The sequence below is a fragment of the Vreelandella alkaliphila genome (assembly GCF_016107625.1).
Lineage (GTDB): Bacteria > Pseudomonadota > Gammaproteobacteria > Pseudomonadales > Halomonadaceae > Vreelandella > Vreelandella alkaliphila.
In genome coordinates this window covers 23220-40654 of sequence record NZ_JABASV010000016.1, presented here as the reverse complement: position 1 = coordinate 40654, position 17435 = coordinate 23220, and the positions used below count along the sequence as shown (strand labels likewise).

16 protein-coding genes are annotated in these 17435 nt (G+C 52.9%); 13 read left to right on the top strand and 3 right to left on the bottom strand.

The window, feature by feature from the left end; genetic code table 11:
- Positions 1-75: 75 nt before the first annotated feature.
- The 4 genes from JFC11_RS17460 to JFC11_RS17445 all read left to right on the top strand — a co-directional run bounded on the left by JFC11_RS17460 (position 76) and on the right by JFC11_RS17445 (position 3954).
- Positions 76-777, top strand: a complete 702-nt coding sequence (locus JFC11_RS17460) for a response regulator (RefSeq protein WP_038486094.1) — start codon at positions 76-78, stop codon at positions 775-777.
- Positions 774-2120, top strand: coding sequence for an ATP-binding protein (locus JFC11_RS17455; protein ID WP_038486091.1), 1347 nt, complete (start codon positions 774-776; stop codon positions 2118-2120). Before JFC11_RS17460 ends, JFC11_RS17455 begins: the two co-directional genes overlap by 4 nt.
- An 86-nt stretch (positions 2121-2206) precedes the next feature.
- Positions 2207-2902 carry a c-type cytochrome gene (locus JFC11_RS17450; protein ID WP_198350157.1) on the top strand — a complete coding sequence of 232 codons (696 nt, stop codon included), beginning with the start codon at positions 2207-2209 and terminating at the stop codon, positions 2900-2902.
- Positions 2899-3954, top strand: coding sequence for a c-type cytochrome (locus tag JFC11_RS17445; protein WP_176472129.1), 1056 nt, complete (start codon positions 2899-2901; stop codon positions 3952-3954). The genes JFC11_RS17450 and JFC11_RS17445 overlap by 4 nt, the downstream gene beginning before the upstream one ends.
- Positions 3955-4094: 140 nt before the next feature.
- Here the strand turns inward: JFC11_RS17445 and dsbG are convergent, their stop codons facing one another.
- From dsbG to JFC11_RS17430, 3 genes are all read right to left on the bottom strand, one after another.
- Positions 4095-4874 carry a thiol:disulfide interchange protein DsbG gene (dsbG, locus tag JFC11_RS17440; RefSeq protein ID WP_038486086.1) on the bottom strand — a complete coding sequence of 260 codons (780 nt, stop codon included), beginning with the start codon at positions 4872-4874 and terminating at the stop codon, positions 4095-4097.
- A gap of 71 nt (positions 4875-4945) precedes the next feature.
- On the bottom strand, positions 4946-5761 hold the full coding sequence (locus JFC11_RS17435) for a TlpA family protein disulfide reductase (RefSeq protein WP_038486083.1): 816 nt from the start codon (positions 5759-5761) through the stop codon (positions 4946-4948).
- A 106-nt stretch (positions 5762-5867) separates the two neighbouring features.
- Complete coding sequence (locus JFC11_RS17430) at positions 5868-7637, bottom strand: sugar phosphorylase (RefSeq protein WP_120386636.1); 1770 nt, start codon at positions 7635-7637, stop codon at positions 5868-5870.
- 237 nt (positions 7638-7874) lie between these two features.
- Here JFC11_RS17430 and nrdR point away from each other — a divergent pair, with 237 nt between their 5' ends.
- The 9 genes from nrdR (at position 7875) to lon (ending at position 17302) form a co-directional block, all read left to right on the top strand.
- On the top strand, positions 7875-8378 hold the full coding sequence (nrdR, locus tag JFC11_RS17425; RefSeq protein ID WP_038486078.1) for a transcriptional regulator NrdR: 504 nt from the start codon (positions 7875-7877) through the stop codon (positions 8376-8378).
- The gene (ribD, locus tag JFC11_RS17420) at positions 8378-9544 is read left to right on the top strand and encodes a bifunctional diaminohydroxyphosphoribosylaminopyrimidine deaminase/5-amino-6-(5-phosphoribosylamino)uracil reductase RibD (RefSeq protein WP_231658604.1); all 1167 of its coding nucleotides are present in this window, start codon (positions 8378-8380) and stop codon (positions 9542-9544) included. Before nrdR ends, ribD begins: the two co-directional genes overlap by 1 nt.
- Before the next feature lie 72 nt (positions 9545-9616).
- The gene (gene ribBA, locus JFC11_RS17415) at positions 9617-10783 is read left to right on the top strand and encodes a bifunctional 3,4-dihydroxy-2-butanone-4-phosphate synthase/GTP cyclohydrolase II (protein ID WP_038486076.1); all 1167 of its coding nucleotides are present in this window, start codon (positions 9617-9619) and stop codon (positions 10781-10783) included.
- A gap of 4 nt (positions 10784-10787) precedes the next feature.
- On the top strand, positions 10788-11276 hold the full coding sequence (gene ribH / locus JFC11_RS17410) for a 6,7-dimethyl-8-ribityllumazine synthase (protein ID WP_009721753.1): 489 nt from the start codon (positions 10788-10790) through the stop codon (positions 11274-11276).
- Positions 11273-11776: a transcription antitermination factor NusB gene (gene nusB, locus JFC11_RS17405; RefSeq protein WP_009721754.1), complete on the top strand. Its 504-nt coding sequence runs from the start codon at positions 11273-11275 to the stop codon at positions 11774-11776. Before ribH ends, nusB begins: the two co-directional genes overlap by 4 nt.
- Before the next feature lie 35 nt (positions 11777-11811).
- Positions 11812-12789, top strand: a complete 978-nt coding sequence (thiL, locus tag JFC11_RS17400; RefSeq protein ID WP_198350156.1) for a thiamine-phosphate kinase — start codon at positions 11812-11814, stop codon at positions 12787-12789.
- Positions 12786-13259, top strand: coding sequence for a phosphatidylglycerophosphatase A family protein (locus tag JFC11_RS17395; protein ID WP_038486072.1), 474 nt, complete (start codon positions 12786-12788; stop codon positions 13257-13259). The genes thiL and JFC11_RS17395 overlap by 4 nt, the downstream gene beginning before the upstream one ends.
- A 127-nt stretch (positions 13260-13386) precedes the next feature.
- Positions 13387-14640: a DUF945 family protein gene (locus JFC11_RS17390; RefSeq protein ID WP_095604551.1), complete on the top strand. Its 1254-nt coding sequence runs from the start codon at positions 13387-13389 to the stop codon at positions 14638-14640.
- 202 nt (positions 14641-14842) lie between these two features.
- The gene (gene lon, locus JFC11_RS17385; protein WP_198350155.1) at positions 14843-17302 is read left to right on the top strand and encodes an endopeptidase La; all 2460 of its coding nucleotides are present in this window, start codon (positions 14843-14845) and stop codon (positions 17300-17302) included.
- Positions 17303-17435 lie beyond the last annotated feature (133 nt).

The window sequence follows — 17435 nt, the reverse complement described above, 5'->3', positions numbered from 1 at the left end:
TATGGCACAGCCCGCTAGCTTAATGTTGGGTTAATGTGCGTTTGCCATGCTGGTAGCAATAAAAGGAAAACCGTCATGCACGTCTTGCTCATTGAAGATGATCCATTGGTCGCATCAGGAATACGCTCCGGTTTAATGATGTACGACTTTGTCGTCGATCATGTGTCCACGATTCAAGCAGCGGGACAAATCATGCAGTCAGTGGTAAGTGACGTTGTGATACTTGATCGCGGTCTTCCTGATGGCGACGGCTTGCAACTGCTGCAATCGTGGCGTGACCAAGGTAACGCTACCCCAGTGTTAATGCTAACAGCGCGGGATGCGGTACGAGACCGTGTTGACGGCCTGCAGTGCGGAGCCGACGACTATCTGGTGAAACCCTTTGACCTTGACGAGTTAGTGGCCCGTCTTCATGCACTGCTTCGGCGAGTATCGGGCCGTAGCCAGGGTATGACGGTACATGGGGCGCTAACGCTGGATCCTCATGCGCGTGAAGTGAGAGTCTCCGGTCAGTTGGTAACGCTATCGCGCCGAGAACTGGTGCTTTTAGAGGCCTTTCTGCATTCGCCGCGCAGCGTGCTTTCTGCCGACCAGCTAAAAGATAGCCTCTATGGTTTGAGTGACGATGTAGAGAGCAATGCACTGAATGTGCATATCCACCATCTACGTCGAAAACTAGGCAGTGGCATTATTGAGACGGTTCGCGGGTTGGGATATCGGTTAGGCAAACCTGAGGCTGTCCACATTCCAGGTACGCCTCATAAGGGGCAGCAATGAGTTTACGAGCCCGCCTATTGCTTACCCTGGGGGTGACATTGGCATTGCTATGGGGTGTTGCTGCGGCTTGGTTGCTCAATGATTTAGAAAAAAAATTCGTAGAAACACTCGATCAGCGCCTTGCTCAGTCGGCACGCATGGTCGCCGGGCTCGTGCTTCAACTGCCTGAAGATGTCTGGGAACAGAGCCAAGCTCGCGCTTTGTCTATCCCGCCCATCGAGGGGTTGGCCTGCCAGGTGCACTCCCCGCGTGGCGATATCATTGCCCGTACTCATGCCAACATGGAAACTATACTGGCACCGGGTGAGCGTGGTCATGCTTACCGGCAGGAAGGCGATACTACCTGGCGTGTCTTTACCTATGAACGTGGCAATCTGGTCATTACTACCGCCGACCGGATGGATGAGCGGGACATATTGCTTAGCGATGTGTTTCGCGTCGCTGTCGTGCCGTTTGTGGTGGCATTAACGGGCAGTTTAATTGCGCTCTGGGTGGTTGTTTGGCTTGGTTTTGCGCCGCTAACCAGGCTGCGCGCGTCGCTTGCCAGTCGTCATCCGGAAGCGCTGGCACCCGTATCTACCTATGGTGTGCCGAAAGAGATTAAACCGTTGATTGAGACGCTCAATGGGTTACTCGTAAGAATCCAACAAACCATTGTCCGTGAACAGCGTTTTACCAACGATGCCGCTCATGAGTTACGCACTCCCTTAACTGCGATTAAAACCCATCTTCAAGTAGCGCAGCGAGCCGACGGCGAAACGGCGAAAGAATCACTCAGATACGCAGAGGCGGGGGTGGTTCGACTAGCGCATACGCTAGACCAGTTACTGACGTTAGCAAGAGTTGAAGGGCGCATGCGCTTTGATGATGGCGAGCTAAGTCAGGTAGGTGAGATTGTTGATGTTGCGATCGCCGATAGCATGGCAACTGCAGGGCAGTGCCAGCTTCCCTCTCAATTACCCCAAGTGTGCGTTGCCATGCCTAGAGAGCTGGCAATAACCGCACTACGTAATTTACTGGATAACGCATTGCATCATGGGGCGAGTGAGCAGCCTGTCGCGCTAAGCGTGCAGTGTACCCCTGATCAGCGTCACGTAACGTTCACAGTGCATGACCAGGGTAGCGGCGTCGATGACGCTACACTAAAGCAGTTAACTCAGCGTTTCTGGCGCGTGAGCAAGCAGCAAGGTAGCGGTTTGGGCTTAGCGATTGTGGCGGCAATTGTTGAGCGTTTTGGGGGCTGGGTAAATTTTGAAAATGTCCAGGCCGGCGGGTTTAGCGCCCATTTAACCATTCCTACGGTAGGGGATGAGCAACGAGAAAGACCTGAGGCTATTCGATAGCTCTCGCTGCATCATCGCAGTAAATGGGCTACGACTAGTAAATAACGGGCAGGTAAGTAAATAACGAACAGCAGTCAGGGGGATATATGAATAAAAAACAATGGAGCAAGTTCAACTTGTTGATGGGCGCCAGCCTTATAGGGGTCAGCACGCTCGCAGGCACGGCCTTTGCCGAAACAGGCGATGCCGAGCGTGGCCAGGCCGCCGCGGCAACCTGTACAGCGTGTCATCAAGCTAACGGCAGTGGGATGAACATACCTGGAGGCGAATCGTGGCCGCGTTTGGCTGGGCTTAATGCCGATTATATCGTTAAGCAGCTACACGATTTTAAAGAGGGACGTCGCCAAAACGCCACCATGATGCCCTTTGCTAATATGCTTAATGACCAGCAAATAGTGGACGTTGCCGCCTATTATAGCGAAATGCCTATCACCCCTGGCCAAGGTGGCGATGACGTGGACGAGGCGCTATTAGCCCGTGGCGAACAGTTGGCTGAGCGCGGAGATTGGGATGCCTACATTGTGTCATGCAAGAGCTGTCATGGCCCGGGCGGCACTGGCGTTGGGGAGACGTTCCCTGGTATTGCAAGCCAGCACGCAGGCTATATAAGCAACCAGTTGCATGCTTGGCAAAATGATCAGCGCAGTAATGATCCCCAAAATTTGATGGGGGCTATTGCTAAGCGTATGAGCGATGAGGATATCCAGGCGGTGTCAGCATGGTATGCCGGCCAGGACGTTAGCGCCCAAACCGGCAGTGAAGAAGAGGAGGCAGCGCAATGATTATGCATAAAAAACGTCTCGTGCTAGCACTAACAGGCTGTTCATTAGCTACCGGACTAGCCGTCAGCGCTTTTGCTGACAATGCTGCCGATCCCTCTAACGAAGCGCCCTATCAGCAGTTAGTGGAACTTGGTTTTCCTGCACCGCAAGAGGGCGAGCTAGTTCATGTTCCACCGACCATGGCAGACCTGGAAGACGCTGATATCCATCCAGAGCTAAAAAAGGTCATTCGGTATGGCTACGACCTATTTACCAACACGCAGCAGCTACGTGGTGAAAACGTTTTCAATGACATGAACTGCTCAAGCTGCCACTTAGGCGAAGGGCGTCAACCGTTTAGTGCACCGGTCTGGGCAGCGGCGGTTACGCTTCCTGACTTCAGGGGTAAAAATCAGCACGTTAACAATCTTGAAGAGCGCATTGCTGGCTGCTTTGCTTACTCGATGAATGGAACGCCGCCTGCCTATGGCAGTGATGAGATGCTCGCACTCAGCGCTTACCACCAATGGCTGGCTACCGGTGCGCCAATGTACCCCAGTCAGCCTATTTATGGTCGCGGTTTTCCTGCGCCAGACGAGCCAGATGAATCCCCCGATTACGCCCGTGGTGAAGCGGCGTACCAAGAAAACTGCGCTATTTGTCATCAAGACAACGGCGCTGGACACTATGAGAACGGCGAGTATGTGTTCCCCGCTCCCTGGGGGGATGGCTCTAATAACTGGGGCGCAGGCATTGTCAGAGTCGATACCGCCGCAGGATTTATTTACAACAATATGCCGCTAGGACAGCCACGCTCGTTAAGTGACCAGGATGCCTGGGACATTGCCTATTACATGAGTAGCCAAGAGCGACCACAAGACCCCCGTTACACGGGTGACGTTGCTGAGACACTAGAGCGCTTTGGCCCTACTTTCCATAAACGTTCGCTTTATGGGCAGGTCCGTGAGCATGACGGCCATGTACTTGGTGACCATGCGAACTTTGGCGAAAAAGGCGATATCGAACCATGGAACGTCGGTATGCCTCGTTTTGAAAATCTGACAGACGAGTAACTAGCTAAGGAGCAGCGATAGAAGCATCGCAACCAACGTATCCGGAAAAAACAGTAGCCCGTGGTGGTATAACCCCACGGGCTACTGATTGGTTTGAGGATGCTGGATGGGCGCTTTAAAACTTGCTTATATTGTCTGCTTTAAGGCGCTTCACCGCCCATCATTTCAATTAAACGCTCCTCGCTCGGTAAGCCTTGAATCCTGTCGATACGTAAATTGCCACTGTCTGTCTCGCGCTGGAAGGCGCTGGTGGGCGTAGCGTACAGGCCTAGCTCCTCAAAAAGCTGATTGTTGGCATATACCTGTTCTTCAATATCTCGAGGCTGGGCGCTTGCTGAAAGCGAATCGCCGTTGCTGTGGTCATGTAGCGCGGCAGCAGGATCGTCTGCTCCCAGCAGGGTGGCCGCCAGGGCGGGACTGTTCGGTGCCAAGATGCCCACCATAATATGGCGCAGCTGTACCTCTCCAGCCTCTACCCAAGGGCGACTTTGTTGCCACAGTTGGCGACAGTAGGGGCAGTTAGCATCGGTAAAGGTATAGATAACCCGCGGCGCGTTTTCATCGCCATCTTGAATCCAGTGGCTCTCTTCCAGTAACGCCCAGGTTTGCGCTTCAAGCGGAACCCGAACATGCTCCTCTATCTGTGCTTCGGTGAGGTCGTTGCCTTGATCATCCATTAGCGTGCCGATAATGGTGTGTTGGCCATCAGGAGTTAAATAAATCGCCAACTCTTGGCCCTGTACGCTAGCACCGTAACCACGCATGCCCCCTGGCGCCTCAAACTGACCGTGAATCGTTATCCCCTGGTTGGTGAGCGCTTGAACTGGTGCAGGCAGTTCTTCGGCATAGCTTGTGGAGATGTTGCCAATGCTCGTTAATAGTAACAAAGTGCTTAAACGAGACAGGGAAAAGTGTTTCATAAGTAAATCCTTATATGTAAAAGATGAGCACTGTAATTCGTTGATGTTATGGGCGAAGGTAGGAGGCTGTCTCAGCGCAAACGTTCCAAGCCTTGTTGAAGAGTTGCTCGAGAAAGTTCGCCAAAATGCGTGTTCACGAGTTTTCCTTCTGCGTTATAAAAAAGGGTAGTGGGCATGGCGTGAGCACCCGTTGCGCTCCCTAATGCATTGCTTTGGTCAAGCCACACATTATCGAGTGAGAGGTCATGTTGATTCATAAATGTCTCAATGTGCTGGGCGCTTTCCCCCTGATTAACAAACACAAATGTGATGTCCTGCTCGGTATTTTGAGCTTCCTCAAAAACAGGCATTTCACGAATACAAGGGGGGCACCAGCTTGCCCAAAGATTAACAACAAGAGGCTGCTGCGTTTGCTTGGCAAGTTGTGGCAGGTTGGCAGAGTGGCCGTTCCTGTCTAATAAAGCAGTGTGTGGTAGTGGGCGCGATTGTTGCTCAATTAATAGAGTGCTACCAACTAGCATCCCCCATGTGAAAATTCCCGCAAGTAAAGCACCGCTTAAAGGCCAGCGTTGGCGAGAAGAGCGCCATAGAACCCAACTCGCGTAACCGAGTCCAGCAATAAGACCGGCTGCTAAATCAAAGCCACCGTCACGAATATCTAATCGGGAAATAATACCGTCATACGCTTCCCAGTAACGCACTACAAACACTACTCGCGCAGCCAGGAGAGCAATAAAAAATATCGTTATAAGCGTATCGCTGACCGCTACGCTATGTCGCCGCCCTAGTAACGCCCCCACCAAAAGCGCTATCAGAAATGTCACTATTAAAACTAGCTGATGGAGGCTGAAGCCCAAAGGGCCAATTGCAATGCTTTGTTGCAGCATAATTAGCTATTATCTCAGTCAATGTTGAATGCTGCAGTATCTCAGCAGTCGATTATTTGACGATTATATTGCCTAATTGCTGAGACATTATGCCGCAATGCACCTTTCACGTGTCTGCCACCATCCATCTTATTGCATAGGGAGGAAGCGCGGTTTCCTCCAGGGCGTTTTGCAGATCTAAAGCACGCCAAGCATGTTGGCTAAGTGCCTGCTCAAGTGCTTCTCCTACATTATCTAATGGCAGTAGCGTATCGGTGACATTAAACAGGGCAAGCAGGCGGCGGCCGTCGCTTAGCGGGCCTCGCTCAATGGCTAACACGTCAGGCGGCGTGGTCAGTACGCGTTGTGTGGCGTTGGGGTGGAAGCAGGGCTCTGTGCGCCGAAGTTCCAGCAAGCGGCTAAGCGCATGAAACACATCGTGAGTCGGCGTTGAGGGGCTTTCGAGTAACAGTGCTAGCTCATCACGCTGCCAGCGGCGTCGATTAATTGAGCGCAATCGGCCGCTGCGCTCCACTCCTTCGACATCGTTAAGCGTGCCGGTCAATGTATGAATATAGAGGGCGGGAATGCCCTGGAGCGTCAGCATAATAGCTTGGCTGCACAGGAAGCGGGCAATTTGCCAGGGGTCTGGTCCTCTGCGCGTGCCGCGCATGGCCTCAAACCAAGTAATATTGATTTCGTAGGGCGAGTCACTGCCATCGGGATTGCTGCGCATGCTGACAAAGCCACCAAAGCGATGCATCAGTTCTAGCAGTGCATCTCGCTCATGATCGGGTAGCACCCCTTCTAAAGGGCGCACGCCAATACCATCATGGCTCGCGGTGAAGTTTAAATAGGTGCAGTGTCTGGGCAATATCGGCAGGCTGGAAAGCCATGTTTGAAGGGTAGTGGCTTCACCGCGGGTGAGTGTATGCAATAGCAGTGGTGGTAGGGCAAATTGATAGACCATATGGGCTTCGTCAGGCGCCCCATTGGCTAACCGTTCTAGGCCAAAGTAACTGATATTTTCTGCGTGAGGGACATTGGTCTCGGTAATTATCAGCGTGCCCGGCGCTATTTCATCCACAATGGCGCGCAGTAAACGGACCACCGTATGGGTTTCGGGAAGGTGGATGCATGGCGTTCCCAGACGCTTCCATAAAAATGCCACTGCATCCAGGCGAATGATACGCACGCCCTGTTGGAGGTAAAACAGCAGGATGCCAACAAACTCGAGCAATACGTCAGGATTTTCAAAGTTTAAATCGATCTGATCTTCTGAGAAGGTTGCCCATACATGGCGCGTGCCCCGGCGCGTGGAAATGGGCACTAGCAATGGGCTGCTACGTGGTCGAACCACGTCAGAAACATCGGTTTCTGGGTCTATTTCTATAAAGTAATCACGACCCGGCAAACTTCCGGTTAAATAATCCACAAACCACAGGGATTCGCGAGACACGTGGTTTAGCACTAAATCGCCCATCACGTCATAGTGGCTTGCTAGCTCACGGATGTGCTGCCAATCACCTAGCTCTGGATTAACCTCGCGGTAATGAATGACTGAAAAGCCATCATCGCTACTCCAAGGAAAAAAAGGTAGCACATGCACGCCGCTAATACGCTCCCCCAAATAGCGTTGAAGAAACTCATTCAGCACAGCAAGAGGAGGCGTTTCCTCTGCCACAATGGAATCACCGTAGCTAATGACCCATTGATCTTTTTCGCTCCACGTTGGTGCATTATCGCCTTCAGCCGCGGTATTTTCTGTTATGGCTGGCGCCTGTGATGCACTGCGAAAGTGGTCAATGTGTTGTCCAAGACGGCGCTGTACCTCGCTGGCGCGGGGGCCGTAGAGGTGCGAAAGGAAATGGTGGACTGTCTGCTCAAATGGGGTCATAGGGGTTTCCTCTTAAACAACCTACGACAAACGCTGCAGCTTGTGTGCCAAATCGTTACAATGCTAGGTTAACGCCGCGTTTAAAGAAGCGACTATTTTTGCTTGCAAGCGCCCTTAAACTGCATGTCGTTGTAGCGCGTGGCTACTCCGCTGCTAATAAAAGTTCACAATATGCTTATATGTGCCGTTATCCGCACAAGCTGACACGCTGCACGTACTGACAACAGGTTGACTGCCATGCATTGCCCTTTTTGTGGTGCTAATGATACTCGAGTGACCGACTCGCGGCTGGTAGCCGACGGTGACCAGGTGCGCCGTCGTCGCCAATGCGCTAGCTGCCAAGAGCGCTTCACCACGTATGAAACCGCAGAACTGATTATGCCGAGGGTCGTAAAATCCGACGGCTCACGCGAAACCTTTAACGAGAGCAAGCTGCGTGCAGGCATGTTGCGAGCGCTGGAGAAGCGTCCGGTAAGTGCCGAGGCAATAGAAGCCGCCGTTGAGCGTATTCGCCAATCGCTTCGTGCCCGCGGGGACCGCGAAGTAAATGCGCGGGATATCGGTGAGGCCGTTATGAAGGCATTAAGCAACCTGGATCAGGTGGCGTATATTCGCTTTGCATCGGTATATCGTAAGTTTCAGGATTTAGACGAATTTCGCGCTGAGATAGACCGTCTTTCTCAAGATCCTGGCGATCACCCTGCATCAGCCCACAGCGATCCACATCGCGGAGAGGCTTGATGAACGAGTTGATGGAGAGAGGCTTTACCAGCGCTGATCATCAATTTATGGCGCGTGCTCTGCAATTGGCGGCGAAAGGGCTGTATACAACAGACCCCAACCCCCGGGTAGGCTGTGTTATTGTCCGCTACGATCAACACGCGGAAGGGCAAGTGGTTGGCGATGGCTTTCACCTCCGTGCTGGCGAACCTCATGCAGAAATCCACGCGCTTAACGCCGCTGGTGCAAAGGCAGAAGGCGCAACGGCTTATGTCACGCTGGAACCTTGTTCCCATACAGGACGCACTGGCCCTTGTGCCGTTGCGTTAGCGGATGCCAACGTTGCCCGCGTGGTGGTCGCAATGGTTGACCCTAACCCTTGCGTGAGTGGACGCGGTATCAAGCGGCTTCGGGAATCAGGAATTCAGGTAGATGTTGGGCTGTTGGAACAGGATGCCCGTGCGTTAAATCCTGGCTTTATTTCCCGTATGCAGCACAAACGTCCCTTTGTACGCTTAAAAATGGCCATGAGCCTGGATGGCCGCACTGCCATGGGCTCTGGAGAGTCGCAATGGATTACTGGCCCAGAAGCTCGCAGTCAAGTGCAGCGTCTGCGAGCTCGTTCAAGCGCTATTTTGAGCGGCGTTGAGTCCGTCATTATGGATGATTCACGGCTAACAGTGCGCGCAGACCAGTTGGGGCTCGATAACGCGGATACAATTAGTCAGCGGCAGCCACTACGCGTTATTTTGGATTCGCGTCTGCGGTTACCGTTAGCGGCCGCTTGTCTTCGTGAACCAGGCCGCACATTGATTATTACCACTGAACACCACAGTGAAGAAAAACGCCAAAAGCTGGAAGCTGCAGGCGCTGACATTAAGGTACTGCCCGCGGCTCAAGAAGGCCGAATCGACCTCGCAGAGATGCTGAGCTGGTTGGCTGAGCATGAGCTGGTAAATGAGCTGCTGGTTGAAACCGGCGCTACGCTGGCAGGCGCGCTGCTAGATGCAAATGCGGTGGATGAACTGCAGTTATTTGTTGCTCCCACGCTTTTGGGTGGCGAGGCTCGACCACTATTTGCGTTGCCCGGGATGACCCGCATGGCCGACCAAAAGCGTTTAACTATTAAAGAAATTCGAGCCGTTGGGAGTGATTGGCGCATCATCGCTAAACCGTGCACTGACTAGCGCGCCGGGCCAGAGCAAGGTACCCTGACGCGCGAAATCGCATGTGTTGCGACCACTTATTTTGGAGATTCCATGGCGCATTCCTCTTCAGAGGGTTTGTCCCCTATCGCTGAGCTGGTGGAAGATATCCGCCAGGGCAAAATGGTGATTCTCATGGATGATGAGGATCGCGAAAACGAAGGTGATATCATCATGGCGGCCGAAAAAGTTCAGGCCGAGCATATCAACTTCATGGCGCGTTATGCCTGTGGGCTTATTTGTATGCCCATGACTCGCGAGCGTTGCGAGCAGCTAAACCTACCGCTGATGGTGCGTGATAACGGCTCTGGGTTTGGCACTAAGTTTACGCTCTCCATTGAAGCGACCGAAGGTGTGACCACCGGCATCTCAGCAGCTGATCGTGCGCGTACTGTTCAAGCAGCAGTGGCGGCGAATGCCAAGCCGACGGATATCGTACAGCCAGGGCATATATTTCCGCTAATGGCTGAACCTGGTGGTGTTCTACGTCGTGCTGGGCATACTGAAGCAGCCTGTGATTTAGCCTCTTTAGCGGGCTGCGACCCCAGCGGCGTCATCTGTGAAATCATGAATGATGATGGCAGTATGGCGCGTCGGCCTGAGCTTGAAGTGTTTGCTAAAAAGCATGGTATTAAAATTGGCACGATTGCCGACTTGATTCACTACCGTATCGTCAATGAACAAACGGTTGATGCGGTTGAAACGACCAGTGTGATGACGGCCCATGGGGAACTGGCGCTGCATGTGTTCCGGGACCGTATACAAGGTGCTCATCATTTGGCGTTAGTTAAGGGGCAACCGACGCCAGAGCAGGCGACAACGGTGCGTGTTCACTTGGCGGATACGCTGCGTGATATCGTAGGGTTAATGAAAGATGAGCAGTGCCGTTGGGATGCCCATCGTGCGCTGAAAGAGATCGCTAATGCGTCTGCGGGGGTCTTTGTGCTGATTGACGATGGTCGTCCTCACCAAGACTTGAAAGATCAGCTCGATATTTTTCTGGATCGCGTGCGTCAACCGCGCACCAGCGATTCGGACGGTTCAGGTAACTACTTAACGATTGGTACTGGCTCGCAAATCCTACGCCATTTAGGGGTGGGCAAAATGCGGCTACTCAGCTCACCGTGGAAATTCTCGGCGCTCTCCGGTTTTGATCTCGAAGTTGTCGAGCGTCTAGGGCCAAATGACACGGCGTATGAGCCAACTTCTCAGCAGGAATAAATTGATGCAATCCCTTTCGCAAGTTGAAGGCACTTTTGTGGATGTCGATGGCCGTTATGTCATCGTTGTAGGCCGTTTTAACCACCATGTAGTGGATAGCCTGGTGGAAGGTGCTATTGATAGCCTGACACGCCACGGCGTTGATGCGGACAATATTCATCTTGTCCATGTACCTGGTGCTTGGGAGCTACCGCTGGCAGTAAAGCGTGTACTTAACGTCATGAAGCCCGACGCTGTTATCGCGCTGGGCGCTGTTATTCGTGGTGGCACGCCGCATTTTGAATATGTAGCTGGCGGCTGCAACACCGCCATTAACCACCTCCAGCTTGAGTTCGATACGCCGGTCGCAAACGGCGTGTTGACCGTTGAGTCTATCGAACAGGCGATTGAGCGGGCGGGCACCAAAGCGGGTAATAAAGGTACGGAAGCCGCAATGGCAGCGATGGAGATGGTCTCATTACTGCGAGCATTGCCGCTAGGAGACAACCAATGAGCGAACGTCGTGAGCGTAAGCCCTCTGCCGCGCAGCTAGGGCGCCACGCCGCGCGTGAGTTAGCGGTTCAGGGGATTTACCAGTGGCAAATGACAGGGAAATCGATCACCACTATCGAAGCTGAGTTTCGTAGCCAGGTGGCAGATGATGACCTGGAAGATTACGAAAATTGGGTGAAAGTAATGGAAATCGCTGATAAGGCGCTTTTCCATGAACTGCTGCATAACACGGTCCGGTTCAAAGCGGAGTTAGATCGTGAAATTGCGCCGCTGCTCGACCGACGCCTCGAAGATCTTGATGCTGTTGAGCTAGCCATCCTGCGCTTGGGTGCCTATGAGCTTTCTCGGCGGATGGAAGTACCCTACCGAGTAGTGATTAACGAAGGCGTTGAGCTGGCCAAATCATTTGGTGCCACCGACGGCCATAAATACGTGAACGGCATTCTCGATAAGTTAGCAAATCGCTTACGAAGTGCTGAGGTCAGCGCTCGCCGTCTGTAAGGCGAGCCTCCTGATAATGCGTTTAAGGGGCCTTTGTGCTTGGCGAATTTGAACTGATTCAGCGCTACTTCATGTCGCCGCAGGAGGCGCACGCGACAGCTGGCATAGCGCTTGAAAATGGCGACGATGCAGCGCTTTTGGTGCCCCGAGCAGGTCAGCAGCTTGTGGTCAGCGTTGATACGTCGGTGAGTAACGTGCATTTTCCTCACGATGCCCCAGCGCACGCGGTAGGACATCGCGCGCTGGCGGTGGCGCTCAGCGACTTAGCAGCCATGGGTGCTAAGTCTCGTTGGTGCCTGATGGCAATGACGCTGGATAAGAGCATCTTTAATGACCGCGAAGCTGCTGAACACTGGTTAGCAGGATACGCTGAAGGGTTTCACGCGCTTTGCCAGCAGCACTCCACCGCGCTGGTTGGTGGCGATGTCACCTCTGGGATGCTGACCATCGGTGTTACGGTGATGGGCGAAGTGCCATCTGACCAAGCGCTAACTCGCTCAGGTGCGCAGGTCGGCGATGTTATCGCCGTGACCGGTGCCTTGGGTGGTGGTGCCGGTGGCCTAGCACTTTGGCGCCAGGGCGAACGCGAATTGTCGCACCCTCTTCTGGCTCGCTATTTGTTGCCGCAACCTCGCTTAGCCGCGGGTGTTGCACTGCGCGGTATTGCAACGGCGGCATTAGATATTTCAGATGGCTTGCTGGCAGATTTGTCGCACTTGCGTAAGGCATCTGGTATAGGCTGTGCACTAGACGTCGACGCGCTACCGTTGGCTATAGGATTGCAAGAAACGTTAGGCCACGATGACGCGATTAAAGCCGCGCTATCGGGTGGTGATGACTATGAGCTGCTGGTGACACTATCACCCAAAAGTCTCGCTATTGCCCAACAGCGGCTCGCCGATCTCGGTCTCTCGCTGACGGTGATAGGTCACTGTACCGAAACGCTAGGTGTCACTGGCGTTGCCGCCAGTGACTACGAAGGGTGGCAGCATTTTAGCGGGGAAGCGCCATGAACCGAGCACCAGCGAGCGTTTGGCGTCGGCCAACCCATTTTTTTGCCTTTGGCCTAGGCAGTGGTGCGGTGCCCTGGGCGCCTGGCACCTTCGGGACGCTAGCAGCAATCCCATTCTACTGGATGATGGCCGACCTCCCTTTGGTCTGGTATCTCAGCATTGTTTTTGTGGCGTTTGTGGTTGGGGTGTGGTTGTGTGACAAAACTTCCCATGACTTAGGCGTGCATGATCACTCCGGTATTGTTTGGGATGAGTTTGTTGGCTACTGGATAACCATGGCGGCAGTGCCCTTCTCGTGGGAGGCCGCTCTCTGGGGATTCATTGTTTTTCGTATTTTCGATGTCTTCAAACCGTGGCCTATCCGGTGGGCAGACCGGCGTGTTGCCGGGGGATTTGGCATTATGATTGATGACGTTATGGCGGGCATCTACGCGTGGAGTACGATGCATTTATGGTTTTGGCTACACTAATAACCTATCTGCACAAACCGGCAGGTGGGTCACCTATATAATAAATGGACTTAGCTAATTACTGGGAACTGATCACGCAATGTCGTTGGCGAATGGCTCCAATCGTGGGGGTGTTCAAGGAGATCGCATGCGCAAGGAACGACTAATCGTGCCTATTCTCGCGGCCTTAGTGGTGGCGTGGGTGGCGGCACAACTGCTATCAAGCATTTTGTTTGAACGCAGCCTTCGTCAAGCATTAGAAGATTTGGAAGCGCGAGGGGAGTGGCGGGTTAGTCGGACGGAGAGCCGCCAAGGGTGGTTGACGTCTCAGGGAAAACTGCTTTTATCGCCCTTATTAGGGCGGCCATGGCGGTTAGAGCTTACTTACCGTGCTCGTCATGGTGCGTTAAGTACTGACGTTGAAGGAACGCTACTGCCCCGCTTAGATAGCGTTTTGCAAAAAGCCGTGGGAGAGGTCTCTGCCCCGTCTATACCGCGCTGGCAAGGACGCTACCATACGCTAAGTGGGCACAGTGAACTGCGTCTGGCACTTGCCCCTTTTGTGATCCAGCAAAATGGTCGTGAGCTATCGGTTCGTGGTGCCCGTATGCGCTTAGAAGGCGTATTTGGTGATTGGCGGTTGCGTGCGCTGCTCGACCAGCTCACGCTAACAGATGGTCCCGCTCAATTAACGATGGGGCCTTCGTCTCTTGAAAGCCGTTATACCTACATTGACGATGCCTATCATTTTGCTCAGCGTGACCATCTGCATGTTGAGTCGTTATCACTTCACTATCCTGCCTATGATATTCGTGTGTCGCCGCTTGATGTTCACAGCCACATGGTCCTCGACGAGCAAGAGCTTCGCTTGAATGGCGAACTGATCATTGGCGAGGTGAGCGTCCCAAGCGAAGCGCCCGATACACCTTTGTTAAGCGGTCGGATTGAGGCCGAACTTTCACGCTTAAATGCGGATGCTGTTCGCGCAACAATCTTGCGTTTGCGGCAAGAAGCCTCATGGGGCGACGCTAGCCTACCAATGGCAGAAGGGCTGCTGGTGCGTTTAGCCCCTGATTTAAAAGGTGTGTTGAGTGACTCACCTCGTTTAGACGTGACAACGATCGCGATTGAAAGCCCGCTGCTAGGTATCAATGTTAATGCAGATGGTGCGCTCTTTTTTGATGCGCGTGGGCTTGATGAGCTTATGATGACGAGGCTGGATAAGCCAGAAGAGCGCGCTCGCTGGTTGGATCGAGTTGATGGTGATTTCACTTGGTACGATGCACCAACCGTGGCAGCGCTTTGGCTAGGTCTACCCCTGGGGACGCAAGAGTTAGAGTTTGATGTTGTTCGTGGCGAATTGCGTGTTAATGGACGTCCAATGCCTCAGCTTTGGCCATAAGCGTTTTGAGCATTACCGTTTTGAGTATCACTGTTTTGAGCATCAATGCTTTCTACTAAACAGCGACGAGCTCTGAAGCTGTTACCACTCTTCGAATACACTGCTACAAATGGTGCCAAGGGTTGAAGTTCACCCCCTGTGCCCACATTCCTTAGACATTGCTAAGCGGATCAATCCGCTAGTCACTGTTATGGGAGGGCGCATGAGCGACCAGGATTACGACCGCGATCACGAACACCTCGATTGGCAGACGGACGATGAGTCCGATGCACCGCAAGACGATACCTCGAACAGTGAAGAGCACCGTTCAGACGGTGAGAAAGTTAATTCGTTAGTGCCTGCTAGCGATATGCTCCCAGAGCGCATCTATTTATTGCCGATTCATAACCGGCCATTCTTTCCCGCTCAGGTACAGCCGCTGGTCATCAACCGCGAGCGCTGGGAAGAAACCATGCGTCGGGTAGGTAATACCCCGCACCACACCATAGGCGTTGCCTTTGTTGGCGAACAAGGTGTTGAGTCGTTGGATTACAACGATTTTCCTGAGATTGGCACGGCGGTCAAAGTACATAAACTCCAGAGCGAAGATCAACAGATCCAGTTTATCGCTCAGGGGGTTAGGCGTTTTAAAATTCAGCGCTGGCTGTCTAAAGAGCCGCCTTATCTGGTGGAAGTAAGCTATCCCAAAGAACCAGTCGACGCTGAAAACGAAGAAACCCGCGCTTATGCGATGGCCATTATTAACGGCATCAAAGAGTTGCTGCCGATTAACCCACTTTATGGCGAAGAGCTTAAACATTACCTCAATCGCTTTAGTCCTCATGAGCCCGGTCCGCTAACTGACTTTGCAGCCGCTATCACATCTGCCAAAGGCCCTGAGCTGCAGGATGTACTCGCCACGCTGTCGGTGGCTGAGCGTATGCATAAAGTTCTCCCTCTGCTACGCAAAGAAATCGATGTTGCACAGTTGCAAAGCGAGATCAGTGAGCAGGTAAATGCTCAGATGCAGGAGCGGCAGCGAGAATTTTTCTTGCGTGAGCAGCTTAAGGTTATTCAGCGTGAACTGGGTATTTCCAAAGACGACCGTGAAAACGACGTCGATACGTTTAGGAACCGCCTAGAGTCACTGGTGGTGCCAGAACGCGTCCAAGCGCGTATTGACGATGAACTCAATAAGCTCAGCGTGCTAGAAACCGGCTCGCCAGAGTACGGCACTACTCGTAACTATCTTGATTGGCTCACCTCGTTGCCTTGGGGCGTTACCAGCCAGGACAAGCTTGACTTGGCTCATGCCAGGGAAGTTCTCAACCGCGATCACGACGGCTTACAAGATGTGAAAGAGCGGATTATTGAGTTTCTTGCCGAAGGTACTTTCAAAGGCGATGTAGGTGGCTCGATTGTGCTGCTGGTCGGCCCTCCCGGGGTCGGTAAAACTTCGATTGGGCGCTCTATTGCTGAAGCACTGGGCCGTGAGTTTTATCGTTTTTCTGTGGGCGGGATGCGCGATGAGGCTGAAATTAAAGGTCATCGTCGTACTTACGTTGGCGCAATGCCCGGCAAACTAGTCCAGGCCTTTAAAGAAGTCGAAGTCGAGAACCCTGTGATTATGCTCGATGAGATTGATAAGCTGGGCCAATCATTCCAGGGCGACCCCGCGTCAGCGCTGCTTGAAGTGTTAGACCCAGAGCAAAACGTCGATTTCCTGGATCACTATCTCGATGTGCGCATGGACCTATCCAAAGTGCTGTTCTTGTGCACCGCGAATACGCTGGACTCTATCCCAGGGCCGTTGCTTGACCGTATGGAGCAGATTCGCCTTTCTGGGTATATCGCGGAAGAAAAGCTACAGATCGCTAAGCACCACCTATGGCCGAAGCTGTTGAAACGCGACAACCTGCCTAAGAAGCGTATTAACTTAACGGATGCCGCGCTCAAGCAGGTTATTGACGGCTATGCCCGTGAGGCAGGTGTTCGTCAGCTTGAAAAACAGCTGCATCGTATTGTTCGCAAGGCAGCCGTAAAGCTGCTGGAAGAGCAGCTGGAAACGGTAAAAATATCGGTTAAAAACCTGGAAAAGTTCCTGGGAGCACCGCTATTCCGCAAAGAGAAAGTGCTGAAAGGCGAAGGCGTTGTTACCGGGCTTGCCTGGACCTCCATGGGAGGCGCAACACTGCCTATTGAGGCGGGCAAAGTTCATGCTCTGGATCGCGGTTTTAAACTCACCGGCAAGCTTGGCGATGTGATGAAGGAGTCCGCCAATATTGCCTATAGCTACACGCTGGGTCACTTGCAAGAGTATGGTGCCGATGCCGACTTCTTTGATTCAGCATTTGTGCATCTGCACGTGCCCGAAGGGGCGACACCCAAAGACGGCCCGTCGGCAGGGGTCACAATGACTACGGCGTTGCTTTCGCTGGCCAAGCATCAGGCGATTAACCGACCCTTGGCAATGACCGGTGAATTGACCTTAACCGGGCAAGTCTTACCGGTGGGGGGAATTCGAGAGAAAATTATTGCCGCACGCCGCAGCGATATTTTTGAGGTGATACTACCAGAAGCTAATAAGCGTGATTACGAAGAGCTTCCCGATTACTTGAAAGAGGGAATGACGGTGCATTTTGCAAACCGCTATCGTGATGTGGCCAATGTGGTCTTCACGTAGGCGCTTCAATCGATCGTTAAACAACCGTTTAGTTAAGCCGCCGCACCAAAGAGTGCGGCGTTTTTTTAGGGTTATTCAGAGGTTAAATTCCCTTGCAGCAAGTGATAATAGAGGCAAATCAAAATTAAAAGTC

Excerpts from the sequence above, each read along its gene's own strand:
- JFC11_RS17445 (WP_176472129.1), top strand. The coding sequence starts at position 2,899 with ATGATTATGCATAAAAAACGTCTCGTGCTAGCACTAACAGGCTGTTCA.
- dsbG (WP_038486086.1), bottom strand. The coding sequence starts at position 4,874 with ATGAAACACTTTTCCCTGTCTCGTTTAAGCACTTTGTTACTATTAACG.
- ribBA (WP_038486076.1), top strand. The coding sequence starts at position 9,617 with ATGGCGCATTCCTCTTCAGAGGGTTTGTCCCCTATCGCTGAGCTGGTG.
- nrdR (WP_038486078.1), top strand. The coding sequence starts at position 7,875 with ATGCATTGCCCTTTTTGTGGTGCTAATGATACTCGAGTGACCGACTCG.
- JFC11_RS17435 (WP_038486083.1), bottom strand. The coding sequence starts at position 5,761 with ATGCTGCAACAAAGCATTGCAATTGGCCCTTTGGGCTTCAGCCTCCAT.
- JFC11_RS17390 (WP_095604551.1), top strand. The coding sequence starts at position 13,387 with ATGCGCAAGGAACGACTAATCGTGCCTATTCTCGCGGCCTTAGTGGTG.
- ribH (WP_009721753.1), top strand. The coding sequence starts at position 10,788 with ATGCAATCCCTTTCGCAAGTTGAAGGCACTTTTGTGGATGTCGATGGC.
- ribD (WP_231658604.1), top strand. The coding sequence starts at position 8,378 with ATGAACGAGTTGATGGAGAGAGGCTTTACCAGCGCTGATCATCAATTT.
- JFC11_RS17460 (WP_038486094.1), top strand. The coding sequence starts at position 76 with ATGCACGTCTTGCTCATTGAAGATGATCCATTGGTCGCATCAGGAATA.
- lon (WP_198350155.1), top strand. The coding sequence starts at position 14,843 with ATGAGCGACCAGGATTACGACCGCGATCACGAACACCTCGATTGGCAG.
- JFC11_RS17450 (WP_198350157.1), top strand. The coding sequence starts at position 2,207 with ATGAATAAAAAACAATGGAGCAAGTTCAACTTGTTGATGGGCGCCAGC.
- nusB (WP_009721754.1), top strand. The coding sequence starts at position 11,273 with ATGAGCGAACGTCGTGAGCGTAAGCCCTCTGCCGCGCAGCTAGGGCGC.
- JFC11_RS17395 (WP_038486072.1), top strand. The coding sequence starts at position 12,786 with ATGAACCGAGCACCAGCGAGCGTTTGGCGTCGGCCAACCCATTTTTTT.
- JFC11_RS17430 (WP_120386636.1), bottom strand. The coding sequence starts at position 7,637 with ATGACCCCATTTGAGCAGACAGTCCACCATTTCCTTTCGCACCTCTAC.
- JFC11_RS17455 (WP_038486091.1), top strand. The coding sequence starts at position 774 with ATGAGTTTACGAGCCCGCCTATTGCTTACCCTGGGGGTGACATTGGCA.